This window comes from Plantactinospora alkalitolerans (assembly GCF_015690345.1).
In the GTDB taxonomy this organism is placed as follows: domain Bacteria; phylum Actinomycetota; class Actinomycetes; order Mycobacteriales; family Micromonosporaceae; genus Plantactinospora; species Plantactinospora alkalitolerans.
In genome coordinates this window covers 1-11,357 of sequence record NZ_JADPUN010000268.1, presented here as the reverse complement: position 1 = coordinate 11,357, position 11,357 = coordinate 1, and the positions used below count along the sequence as shown (strand labels likewise).

The following is an 11,357-nucleotide window of genomic DNA, read 5'->3' as shown; positions in this document are numbered from 1 at the left end:
CCCTTCCTTACATCTCTGTCATGGGGATGCGGAGGCCGCCGTCGGCGGCCGCCTGGGCGGCTTCGGGGTAGCCGGCGTCGACGTGGCGGAGTACGCCCATCGCGGGATCGTTGCTCAGGACCCGTTCGATCTTCTGACCGGCGAGCGGGGTGCCGTCGGCCACGCAGACCTGGCCGGCGTGGATGGAGCGGCCGATGCCGACGCCGCCGCCGTGGTGGATGCTGACCCAGGACGCGCCGCTGGCGGTGTTGACCATGGCGTTGAGCAGGGGCCAGTCGGCGATCGCGTCGGATCCGTCGGCCATCGCCTCGGTTTCCCGGTACGGGGAGGCGACGGAGCCGGCGTCGAGGTGGTCTCGGCCGATGACGACCGGGGCGCGCAGTTCGCCGGAGGCGACCATGTCGTTGAACCGGACCCCGGCCTTGTCCCGCTCACCGTGGCCGAGCCAGCAGATCCGGGCCGGCAGGCCCTGGAAGGCGACCCGTTCCCCGGCCAGCCTGATCCAGCGGGCCAACTGCTCGTTCTCCGGGAAGAGGTCGAGTACCGCCCGGTCGGTGGCGGCGATGTCGGCCGGGTCGCCGGAGAGCGCGGCCCAGCGGAACGGGCCCTTGCCCTCGCTGAACAGCGGCCGGATGTACGCCGGTACGAACCCGGGGAAGGCGAACGCCCGTTCGTACCCGCCGAGCTGGGCCTCGCCCCGGATCGAGTTGCCGTAGTCGAACACCTCGGCGCCGTTGTCCAGAAACCCGACCATCGCGGCGACGTGCTTGACCATGGCGGCCCGGGACCGTTCGGTGTACTCGACCGGCTTGGTCCTGGCGAGTTCGGCCGCGTCGGCGAGTTCGACGTTCTCCGGGACGTACGACAGCGGGTCGTGCGCGCTGGTCTGGTCGGTCACGATGTCGATCTCGACGCCACGGCGGAGCAGTTCGGCGAAGACCGTGGCGGCGTTGCCGACCACCCCGACCGAGAGCGCCTGGCCGGCCCGCTTCGCCGCGAGCGCCTGCTCGACCGCCTCGTCGAGGGAGCCGGCCACGGTGTCGAGGTAGCGGGTCTGCACCCGGCGGGCCAGCCGCTGCGGGTCGACGTCGACGATCAGGCAGGCGCCGCCGTTCATGGTGACCGCGAGCGGCTGCGCCCCGCCCATTCCGCCGCAGCCGGCGGTCAGGGTCAGGGTGCCGGTGAGCGGGCCGCCGCTGTGCTGCTGCCCGTCGGCGCGGCCGGCGGCGAGCTTGGCGGCGACCGCGGCGAAGGTCTCGTAGGTGCCCTGGAGGATGCCCTGGGTGCCGATGTAGATCCACGATCCGGCGGTCATCTGGCCGTACATGGTCAGGCCGAGCTGCTCCAAGCGGCGGAACTCCGGCCAGGTCGCCCAGTCGCCGACCAGGTTCGAGTTGGCCAGCAGCACCCGGGGCGCCCACTCGTGGGTACGCAGCACCCCGACCGGGCGGCCCGACTGCACCAGCATGGTCTCGTCGTCGCGCAGTGTCGTCAGGGTCCGGACCAGTGCGTGGTACGAGGGCCAGTCCCGGGCCGCCCGCCCGGTTCCGCCGTACACGACCAGGTCGTCCGGGCGCTCGGCGACCTCGGGGTCGAGGTTGTTCATGAGCATCCGCAGCGCCGCCTCCTGCGGCCAGCCGACGGCGGTCCGGGTGGTGCCGCGGGCGGCGCGGATCGGCTCGGGCATGGCAACTCCTTCTGCGGTGGTGATGGCGGTGTTGGTGGCGTTGGTGGTGATGGTGGCTATCCGATGAACAACTGGCGGCGGGCGGCGGACTGCTCGAACTCCTCCAGCCGGCGTTGGCTGTCGGCGGGCACGGCGTCGCAGATCGCCTGCAACAGCACCATCGACAGCGCCATCGGCGCGGTGTGCAGGTCGAAGACGAGCTGGGAGCCGACCGCGGCCGGCAGGACGATCTCGGCGTACTCGGCGGCGGGGCTGACCGCCGAGTCGGTGATCACCACCACCGACATCCCGGCGGCCCGCGCCTCGCGGAGCGCGTCAAGCGACTCCCGGGGGTACCGGGGCAGCACGATCGCCAGCAGGGCGCTCGCCCCGGCCGCCCGGGTCTGTTCCAGCCGGTCCGTCAGCAGGCTCCCGCCCGAGTCCAGCACCCGTACGTCCGGCAGCACCTTCGCCGCGAAGTACGCGAAGTATCCGGCCAGCGGCGCGGCGGCGCGCAACCCGAGTACGACCAGCGGGCGGCTTCCGGCCAGCAGGGTCCCGGCTGCGGTCACCCCGTCCCGGTCGGCGAGCTGCTCGGCGAGCCGGTCCAGGTTGTCGGCCTCGGCGCGCAGTGCCCGCTGCATCTCGTTCCCGGTCGGGGCGCCGAGGTCCGGTCGGCCGTACCCGGCGGCGGCGATCTCCCGTAACCGGCGACGTAGCGCCGGATAGCCGTCGTAGCCCAGCGCCATCGCGAACCGGGTCACCGAGGGCTGGCTGACCTTGGCCAGCTCGGCGACCTCGGCCGCGGAGAGGTAGGCGGCGGACGCGGCATGCTGGACCAGGCTGTGCGCGATCCGTCGCTGGGTCGGAGTCAGCCGGATGCCCTGGAACAGGTCGAGCACGCGGTCCATCGGTGGGGCCGCGATGACAGCGCTGTCATTCACGAGAAGACTGTATGCATGAAATAATTCAGACGGCAATGGGACACCCGGAAGTGGTACAACCTTCGAGGTGGATGGTACGAACTTCCGGCGTGCGATCGCCCGCACCCGCCTCGCCCCCGTCGCGGCGTTTCCCAAACGGTTCATGCGGGTGGCCCGGCACGACGCCCGGGTGCTCGGCGTCTCGGCCCGGTGGCTGCTCACCTCCCGTGAGCACCACAACTACACCTACGACCTGACGAAGCTCAGCCGCGAGCACCTGGCCTGGTTCGTCAGCGTGACCTGCGACGTCCCGGTCGGCCAGGTGCGGACGTACCTGGCCGAGATCGAGCACGACGACACGCTCCGCCAGCACATCGAACAGGCCACCGCCACCGCCGAACGGCGTGGCCTGGCCGACCGGCGCGTCCGGTACGCCCGCCGGATCGGCTGGTACGCGATAGTCCGCGCCGTCCGCCCCGCGCACATCGTCGAGACCGGGGTCGACAAGGGCCTCGGCACCTGCGTACTGGCCTCGGCCCTGCTGCGGAACGCGGCCGACGGCGACCCCGGCCGGGTCACCTCGCTGGACATCAATCCGGAGGCCGGCTACCTGGCGAAGTCCGAGCCCTGGGCGAGCGTGGTGGATCTGGTGATCGGGGACTCCCTCGCCTCGATCAAGCAACTGGACCGGCCGGTCGACCTCTTCCTGCACGACAGCGACCACCACACCAAGCACGAGCGACGGGAGTTCTCGACGGTGGAGCCGAAGCTCGCCCCGGGCGCCCGGCTGCTCACCGACAACGTCACGGTGACGAACGTGCTCGCCGAACACGCCGAGAAGACCGGCCGCCGCTTCCTCGCCTACCGGGAGACGCCGGACCAGCACTGGTACCCCGGCGACGGGATCGGTATCGCCTGGTAGCGGCCCGGCCCGGGGCGTCGCGCCCGCCGGTCCATCCGCCGTCCGCCGGTCCATCCGCGGTCCGCCGGTCCACTCGTAGGCGTCCGCCGGTCCACTCGTAGGCCGCCGGTCCACCCGCCGGCCGGCCGAAACACCGATCCGGTTCCCGGAACCGCTGTGCCAGGCTGAACACCATGCGGTTGGTGTCCCTGCACGTGTACCCGGTCAAGGGTTGCTACCGGCTCGACGTCGAGGACGCCCGGGTCGAGCCGTGGGGCCTTGCCGGCGACCGGCGCTGGATGATCGTGGACGAGGACGGGACCGGAGTCACCCAGCGCCAGGCGACCGGCCTGGTGACCATCCGGCCGGAACTCCGGCCCGGCGGTCTGCGGCTGAGCGCCACCGGCCGGCCCACCCTGGAGATCACCGAGCCGGCCGACGGCGAGCCGATCGCGGTACGCGTCTTCTCGCACATGCCCGCCGCCCCGGCCCGGCGGGCGGAGCAGACGGCCGACGACTGGCTCTCCCGGCAGCTCGACCGGAAGGTCCGGCTGGTCTGGCTCGGCGACCCGACCGCTCGCCCGATTCCGGACACCGACCTGGCTGACCCCGCCGACCGGGTCAGTTTCGCCGACGGCTACCCGCTGCTGCTGGCCAACCGCGCCTCGCTGGACGCGCTGAACAATTCCCTGCTGGAGTCGGGCGACGTCGAAGCGCCGCTGCCGATGACCCGGTTCCGCCCCAACGTGGTGGTCGGCGGTGCCGGCCCGTGGGCCGAGGACGACTGGACCGGCCGCCGGCTCCGGATCGGCCCGGTGACGTTCCGGGTGGCCAAGCCCTGCGGCCGGTGCCTGGTGACCACCACGGACCAGGAGACCGGGGTACGCGGCCGGGAGCCGCTGCGCACCCTGGCGAGGTACCGACGGATCAACCAGCAGTTGGTCTTCGGTCAGAACCTGGTGCCGGTGGCCGGGCCGGCCGGCTCTGTCGACACGCTCACCGTCGGCGACCCGGTGGAGGTGCTGGCCTGACGCCCTGGTGGAGATCTTGCGGAAGGCGCGGCGGCTAGGGCAACATGCCCCGGATGACTGAGCCCGAGCTTCCCGACGACCCGAACGGCGGCCCTGCCGGGGCTGCCGCGCCAACCGCCGGTGATTCGGGCGCGGGTGGTCCGGGCGCGGGCGATCGACCTGTCCGGCGGAGGCGGTCGTTTCGCTGGCTGGCCGGTGGGTTCGTGGCGGTGCTCGCCGGCGTACTCGGGCTGGTGCTCGTCTGGCAGTTCACCGACTCGGCCGCCTGCGCCGCCGCGCCGAGCGGTTCGACCGTTTACAAGGGGAAGGCGTCGCACTACGACGGCGGCAACTCGGGCGGCAACTGCTCGCTGCCCGGCCCGCCGGCCAACCGGCTCTACGTCGCGCTCGGATCCAGCCAGTACGCCGGCTCGGCCGCGTGTGGCAGCTTCCTCGACGTCACCGGCCCGAAGGGCACCGTCCGGGTGATGGTGCTGGATCGCTGCGGAGGCTGTACCGGCGGCAAGATCGACCTTTCCAGGCAGGCGTTCGCGAAGATCGCCGACCTGTCCCAGGGCATCGTCCCGGTGCGTTACCGGGCGGCCGTCAACCCGCCGCTGTCCGGCCCGCTCACCTTCCGGCTCAAGAGCGGCGTCTCGCAGTACTGGTTCGCGGTGCAGGTGGGTAACCACGGCAACCCGGTCAGGTCGGTGTCCGCGAAGCGCGCCGGTACGAGCTGGCGCGCGGCGAAGCGGGGCTCCGACAACTACTGGGTGATCGACGGTGGGATCGGCACCGGACCGTACTCGATCCGGGTCGTCGACAGCTACGGCCACGAGGCGGTGGCCAACGGGATCCGGCTGGCGCCCCGGCAGGTGCAGCGCAGCACGGTCCGGATGTACGGCGCCACCGGTGCCGCCGCGTCGACCCCGCCGGCCAGCGCCACCCCGGCGACGACCGGATCTCCGACGACGGCACCGCCGACGACCGCACCGGCTGCCCCGGCCGGCGCCGACCCTTCCGAGCTGCCGGTCGCCGGCGCCGCCGGTGGCCCGGTACCGGTCGGCTGCGGCTGAGCAACCGTCGGGTACCGGGCCGGTGCGGGGCGTGTTCGGTCAGAGGGTCAGGTTCTTCTGTTGGACGGTCCACTGGGTGCCGCTGCACAGACCACAGCTGCTGCCGACGAAGGTCTGGCCGGCGGTGCGGTCGCCGAGGAGGCGCCACTTGAGGTACAGCACCGCGACCCGGCCGAACTCGCCACCGTTGGTCTGGCTGTACGTTCCACCGTGTCCGACGGGCAGGTTGCCCATGAAGGCCGGCAGTCCGCTCGGCAGTTTGCCCCAGTCGTCGATGGCGTTCGGGTAGGCGATGTCGCCGGAGCCACCGATGATGTACGCGATCGGCTTCGTCAGCCGTCGCAGCTGGTAGTCGTTGGCGTCGTCCAACAGTCCACTACTGAAGATCATGGTCGTGCTGACGCGCGAGTCGTTGGAGACCTCGTACGCCTCCAGCCCGCCGCAGGAGAAGCCCGCCACGGCGATCTTCGTGGTGTCGATCCGGCCGTAGTACCAGCTGCCCTGTCGGCTGTTCTCCGCGACGGCCCAGTTGATCGACTGGGTCAGCAGGGCGGCGGTTGTCGAGCCGGAGCCGTTCGGGCTGCCACTGGAGATCGCCAGGAATCCGTGTGAGGCGATCTCGCGCAGGAATGGCAGTGCCGAGGTCCCGTTGGCCGAGCAGGCGCCATTGCCCCACACGAAGACGGGCAACGGCCGTGACGGGAAGCTCGCCGGCCGGTAGATGGTGTGGTTGCCGAGGTTGCTCACCGTCTCGTAACCCGCCGGATAGGGGCCGGAGCCGCCGACGGAGGTGACCGGCGGTGGCGTGGAGGTCGGCGGTGGGGTGGAGGTCGGCGGTGGCGACGAAGGCTGCGAGGTCGGGTCGACGGTGCCCGTACAGACCGTGCCGTTCAGGGTGAAGCTGCCGGGCTTCGGGTTGCTGCCGTTCCAGGTGCCGTTGAAGCCGAACGAGGCGGTGCCGCCGGTGGCGATGTTGCCGTTGTAGGACGCGTTGGTCACGCTGACCTGGGCTCCGGACTGGTTGACCGAGCCGTTCCACAGCTGCGTGACGGTCTGCCCGGCGGTGAAGGACCAGGTCAGATTCCAGCCGGTGAGGCGGTCACCGAGGTTGGTGATGGTGACGGTGGCGTTGAATCCACCCGGCCAGGAGCTGGCCACGGCGTAGTCGACACCGCAGCCGGGGGCGGCCTGGGCTGCGGTCGTGGTCAACATGCCTACCGTGGCGGCCATGGCGAGACCGACAGCACCAGCGACCATCACACGCGGCCGGTAGCGGGGGAGTGCCATCCGAGTTCTCCAGTGGTGGGAGCGACGGCGCATGTTCAGGAGCACCGATGTCTCAGTTAGCTTCACCAGCACTGCGCAAAGTGTCAAGCGAAGTTCATCGATTGATTTCGGGGCTCGGGCAGGCTCGCAAGCCTGTCGCGCGGCCGGCGTGACCGAGACCTGGCGAGCCGGGCCGGTGTCGGTGCCGGGTGCCGGGGTCGGTCCTCACACCAGCGGCAACCACATGTGGATCTCGTCGCGGTCGTCGCCCGGCCCGACCCGGAGCGCCCCCGGCAACCGGCCGACCTCCCGGTAGCCGAGCCGCCGGTAGAACTCCTCCACGCCCCGGCCGTCCCGAACGGTGAGGTGCAGTGCCTCCCACCCCGCCTGCCGGGCCAGTTTCTCGGCCTCGCGCAGCAGAGCCTGGCCGTAACCGTGCCCCTGCCGGTCCGGGTGCACCATCACCCGCTTCAACACGCACCAGTGCGCTTTGAGGTGGAACCGGTTGTCGGTGAGGAAGAGCAGCGCCACCAGGTCGTCATCCCGGTAACCGACCAGCAGGTGGTCCGGGCCGTCCGACGCCTCCCGGAGGCTGGCCGAGGCGAGCGGCCGGACATCCTCCTCGCCGACCGGACCGACGAACCCGACCGCGCCACCGGCGTTGGTCACCGCCGTCCACAGGCTGACGATCTCGTCGCGCAACCCGGCGGTCAGCGGCGGGTCGAGTACGAAGCGGATGCCCACGGTGGCCATCCTCACCCGTCCGCCGCGCGTCCTCGCCGGCCCGCAGGCCGGGGGTGACGGCGCTTACAGTGCCCGACGGCGCTTACAGTGCCCGACGGCGCCGCGGTCGGCCGGGCGAACACCGGACCGGTCGGGTGTCCCCACCGGACGCCGACCCGGGACCGATCCGGCCCGAGTGGAACCGGCACGACTCCGACCGGTGCAGAACTGTGCGGGAGAGGGGAGTCGAACCCCTACGCCCGAAGGCACAGGAACCTAAATCCTGCGTGGCTGCCATTACACCACTCCCGCTCGCGCCCAAAGTCTAGACCGCGGGCGCGCTCAGTCCAGGCCGAGGTCCCGGCGGAGTTTCGCGACGTGTCCCTTGGCCTTGACGTTGTAGAGCGCCCGTTCGATCCGGCCCTCCTCGTCGATGACGAACGTCGAGCGGATCACCCCGGTGATCGTCCGGCCGTACGACTGCTTCTCGCCGTACGCCCCGTACGCGAGGAGCACCGCCTTGTCGGTGTCGGCGACCAGCGGGAAGGTGATGGCGTCCCGGTCCCGGAACTTCGCCAGCTTCTCCGGAGAGTCCGGGGAGATGCCGATCACCTCGTAGCCGGCGGCCTGGAGCGAGGCGAGCGAGTCCCGGAAGTCGCAGGCCTGCGTGGTGCAGCCCGGGGTCATCGCTGCCGGGTACGCGTACAGCACCACCTTCCGGCCACGCAGTTCCTTGAGTGAGAGCGTGTTCCCGGCGTCGGTGGGCAGCGCGAAATCGGGCGCGGTGTCGCCGGCTTCGAGGCGGGTTGGCGAGGTCATGGCCACGACCCTATCGGCAGGTGGACCCGAGATTGCGGTTGGTGTACAGCTCTTGCAAAATCTTGGCAATAACGCCGGCTGGCTCTTAGGCTGACCCGGCCGGCGGGGGCCGATCCTCCGCCGACATAGGGGAGGTGGTGGAGTGGAAACCCTGGCGATGCACATCTCCAACGGGATCATCAACGGTCCCGTTGCCGCCGCGTTCGCGGCGCTCGCCCTGGTGGCACTCGCGCTGTGCGTGGCGCGTGGCCGGCAGGACCTCGACGACCGGCTGGCCCCGATGGCCGGACTGGTCGCCGCGTTCATCTTCGCCGTCCAGATGCTGAACTTCCCGATCTTCACCGGCGCGGTCAGCGGTCACCTGCTCGGCGGCGCGCTCGCCGCGGTTCTGGTCGGGCCGTGGGTCGGCGCGCTCTGCGTGGCCGTGGTGCTGATCGTGCAGTCGCTGATCTTCGGCGACGGCGGGGTGGCCATGCTCGGCCTCAACATCACCAACATGGCGATCCTCGGAACGGCCGTCGCCTACCTGCTGATCGCGCTGCTGCTGCGGATCCTGCCGCGCACCGTGAACGGCCTGGCGATCACCGCCTTCGTCGCCTCGGTGGTCAGCGTGCTGGTCGCCTCGCAGGGCTTCGTCCTGCAGTACTGGCTCGGCGGCACCACCGACGTCGGCAGCAGCCTCGGCGGCCTGGCCGGCACGATGGCCGGAGTACACCTGCTGATCGGTATCGGTGAGGGCCTGATCACCGCGACCACCGTGGTCACGGTGGCGAAGGTCCGACCCGACCTGGTCTACGCCCTCCGCTCCCTGCGACCGATCCCGGCGGCGAACCCGGCGCCGGTCGGCGGAGGTGCCCGATGACGACCGGAGGGATCCGGATGACGAAGCGCACCGGCGCGTTCATCCTCGGCGGCCTGCTGGTCGCCCTCCTGCTCGCCGGGGTGGTCAGCAACTTCGCCTCGGCCCACCCGGACGGCCTGGACTCGTCGCTGCGCCAGGGCTGCACCTTCGACGCCGACGACAACATCATCGGCGGCAGTTGCCCGGCCCAGCAGAGCAGGGACCACGAACTGGCCGACTCACCGCTGGCCGACTACGGGGTCCGGGGCATCGACAACTCCTACCTCTCCACCGGCCTGTCCGGGGTGCTGGGCGTGCTGCTCACCTTCGCCATCGGTGGGGGCCTGTTCTGGCTCGTCCGGCGGCGCCCGTCCGGCGGCGCCACGGAGCAGGGCACCCCGGCCGGCCAGGGCGCCGGACCCGCTCAGGCCGCCCAGGCAGCTGGTGCTGGTGCTGGTGCTGGTGCTGGTGCTGGTGCCGGTGCGGCGTCCGCCGACGCGGCGTCCGCCGACGCGCGGAACTAAGGGGTACGCGACATGGGCGCCGGGCACGCGCACGTTCTGTACCGGGACCGGACATCCCCGGTGCACCGGCTGCCCCCCGAGGTCAAGATCGCGGCGATGGTGGCGTTCACCATCGCCGTGGTCGCCACCCCCCGCGAGGCGTTCTGGGCGTTCGGCGGCTACGCCGTACTGGTCGTACTGGTGGCGGCCGTGGCCCGGGTCGGCCTCCGCTGGCTCGCCACCCGGTCGCTGATCGAGCTGCCGTTCGTGCTGTTCGCGTTCGCGTTGCCGTTCCTCGGCTCCGGTGAGCGGATCACCTGGCTGGGGCTGGAACTCTCCGTGGACGGCCTCTACGGCGGCTGGAACATCCTCGCCAAGGGCACCCTCGGGGTACTCGCCTCGCTGCTGCTCGCCGGCACCACCACCATGCGGGACCTGCTCCTCGGCCTGGACCGGCTGCACTGTCCGCAGATCCTCACCCAGATCGCCACGTTCATGCTGCGCTACCTGGACGTACTGATCGGCGAGGCGCGTCGGATGCGGGTCGCCCGGATCTCCCGTGGCGACGATCCCCGGTTCCTGTGGCAGTTGCGCGGCTTCGCCGCCGGACTGGGCGCGCTCTTCCTCCGGGCCTTCGAGCGGGGCGAACGGGTCTACCTGGCGATGGTCTCCCGGGGCTACCAGGGCAGGATGCCGGAAGCGTGGCGGGACGCCGGAGCGGCCACCGCCCGGCACTGGCTGGTGGCGGCGACGGTGCCGCTCGCCGCGACCGGCATCGCCGCCGCCGCGCTGGTGCTGGGATGATCGGGTACGTGGACACCGCTCCCGCTCCCGCCGCCACCGACGCCCTCTCACTGGACGTACGTGGCGTGCAGTACAGCTACCCCGACGGGCACGTCGCGCTGCGCGGCGTCAACCTGACCGTGCCGCGCGGCGAACGGATCGCCCTGCTCGGCCCGAACGGTGCCGGCAAGACGACGCTGGTGCTGCACCTGAACGGGATCCTCGCCGGGGGCGAGGGCACGGTCACCGTCGGCGGGCTGACCGTGAACCGGGACCGCGCCACCCTGGCCGAGATCCGCCGCCGGGTCGGGATCGTCTTCCAGGATCCCGACGACCAGCTCTTCCTGCCGACCGTCGCCGAGGACGTGGCGTTCGGTCCGGCAAACCTGGGCCTGCGTGGCGCCGAACTGGCGGCCCGGGTGACCGATGCGCTCGACGCCGTCGGGATGACCGAGCACCGGGACCGGGCGCCGCAACACCTCTCGTTCGGCCAGCGCCGCCGTGTGGCGGTGGCCACGGTCCTCGCCATGCACCCGGAGATCCTCGTCCTCGACGAACCCTCCTCCAACCTCGATCCGGCCGCCCGCCGCGAGCTGGCCGCAATCCTGCGCGGGCTCCCGGTGACCCTCCTCATGGTCACCCACGACCTCCCGTACGCCCTCGAACTCTGTGACCGGGCGCTGATCCTCGACGCGGGCCAGATCGTCGCCGACGCCCCCACCGCCGACCTCCTGGCCGACACGACTCTCCTGGCCCAGCACCGCCTAGAACTCCCCTACGGCTTCCAGGTGCAAGGAAGGGCCCCTTCTTATCGGATTCCGTAGAAGAAGGGCCCCTTCTTAACGC

The 11,357-nt window shown here is 71.3% G+C and carries 12 protein-coding genes and 1 tRNA gene; 7 read left to right on the top strand and 6 right to left on the bottom strand.

Features of this window, described 5'->3' with window-relative positions; translation table 11 throughout:
* Positions 1–7: 7 nt before the first annotated feature.
* Positions 8–1,687, bottom strand: coding sequence for a urocanate hydratase (gene hutU, locus I0C86_RS31225; RefSeq protein ID WP_196204904.1), 1,680 nt, complete (start codon positions 1,685–1,687; stop codon positions 8–10).
* Positions 1,688–1,743: 56 nt separating this feature from the next.
* Entirely contained in the window at positions 1,744–2,610 is an 867-nt protein-coding gene (locus I0C86_RS31220; protein ID WP_196204903.1) for a MurR/RpiR family transcriptional regulator, read from the bottom strand.
* 67 nt (positions 2,611–2,677) lie between these two features.
* On the opposite strand from I0C86_RS31220, the gene I0C86_RS31215 reads away from it, so the two are divergent.
* The 3 genes from I0C86_RS31215 to I0C86_RS31205 all read left to right on the top strand — a co-directional run bounded on the left by I0C86_RS31215 (position 2,678) and on the right by I0C86_RS31205 (position 5,576).
* Entirely contained in the window at positions 2,678–3,511 is an 834-nt protein-coding gene (locus I0C86_RS31215; protein WP_196204902.1) for a class I SAM-dependent methyltransferase, read from the top strand.
* A gap of 173 nt (positions 3,512–3,684) precedes the next feature.
* Positions 3,685–4,521: an MOSC domain-containing protein gene (locus I0C86_RS31210; RefSeq protein ID WP_196204901.1), complete on the top strand. Its 837-nt coding sequence runs from the start codon at positions 3,685–3,687 to the stop codon at positions 4,519–4,521.
* 53 nt (positions 4,522–4,574) lie between these two features.
* A complete protein-coding gene (locus I0C86_RS31205; RefSeq protein ID WP_196204900.1) occupies positions 4,575–5,576 on the top strand; it encodes an expansin EXLX1 family cellulose-binding protein in 1,002 nt (333 codons plus the stop codon).
* A 39-nt stretch (positions 5,577–5,615) separates the two neighbouring features.
* On the opposite strand, the gene I0C86_RS31200 is transcribed toward I0C86_RS31205, so the two are convergent.
* The 4 genes from I0C86_RS31200 to bcp all read right to left on the bottom strand — a co-directional run bounded on the left by I0C86_RS31200 (position 5,616) and on the right by bcp (position 8,384).
* The gene (locus tag I0C86_RS31200; protein WP_230395089.1) at positions 5,616–6,806 is read right to left on the bottom strand and encodes a cellulose-binding domain-containing protein; all 1,191 of its coding nucleotides are present in this window, start codon (positions 6,804–6,806) and stop codon (positions 5,616–5,618) included.
* A 261-nt stretch (positions 6,807–7,067) separates the two neighbouring features.
* The gene (locus I0C86_RS31195) at positions 7,068–7,586 is read right to left on the bottom strand and encodes a GNAT family N-acetyltransferase (RefSeq protein ID WP_196204899.1); all 519 of its coding nucleotides are present in this window, start codon (positions 7,584–7,586) and stop codon (positions 7,068–7,070) included.
* A 210-nt stretch (positions 7,587–7,796) separates the two neighbouring features.
* A tRNA-Leu gene (locus I0C86_RS31190) sits at positions 7,797–7,877 on the bottom strand.
* A 30-nt stretch (positions 7,878–7,907) separates the two neighbouring features.
* Positions 7,908–8,384, bottom strand: coding sequence for a thioredoxin-dependent thiol peroxidase (gene bcp / locus I0C86_RS31185; protein ID WP_196204898.1), 477 nt, complete (start codon positions 8,382–8,384; stop codon positions 7,908–7,910).
* Between the two features lie 142 nt (positions 8,385–8,526).
* On the opposite strand from bcp, the gene I0C86_RS31180 reads away from it, so the two are divergent.
* The 4 genes from I0C86_RS31180 to I0C86_RS31165 are packed head-to-tail and all read left to right on the top strand — an operon-like array spanning position 8,527 to position 11,335.
* Positions 8,527–9,246, top strand: coding sequence for an energy-coupling factor ABC transporter permease (locus I0C86_RS31180; RefSeq protein WP_196204897.1), 720 nt, complete (start codon positions 8,527–8,529; stop codon positions 9,244–9,246).
* Positions 9,247–9,263: 17 nt separating this feature from the next.
* Complete coding sequence (locus I0C86_RS31175) at positions 9,264–9,749, top strand: PDGLE domain-containing protein (RefSeq protein ID WP_196204896.1); 486 nt, start codon at positions 9,264–9,266, stop codon at positions 9,747–9,749.
* A 12-nt stretch (positions 9,750–9,761) separates the two neighbouring features.
* Complete coding sequence (cbiQ, locus tag I0C86_RS31170; protein WP_196204895.1) at positions 9,762–10,532, top strand: cobalt ECF transporter T component CbiQ; 771 nt, start codon at positions 9,762–9,764, stop codon at positions 10,530–10,532.
* Positions 10,529–11,335: an energy-coupling factor ABC transporter ATP-binding protein gene (locus I0C86_RS31165; RefSeq protein ID WP_196204894.1), complete on the top strand. Its 807-nt coding sequence runs from the start codon at positions 10,529–10,531 to the stop codon at positions 11,333–11,335. The genes cbiQ and I0C86_RS31165 overlap by 4 nt, the downstream gene beginning before the upstream one ends.
* Positions 11,336–11,357 lie beyond the last annotated feature (22 nt).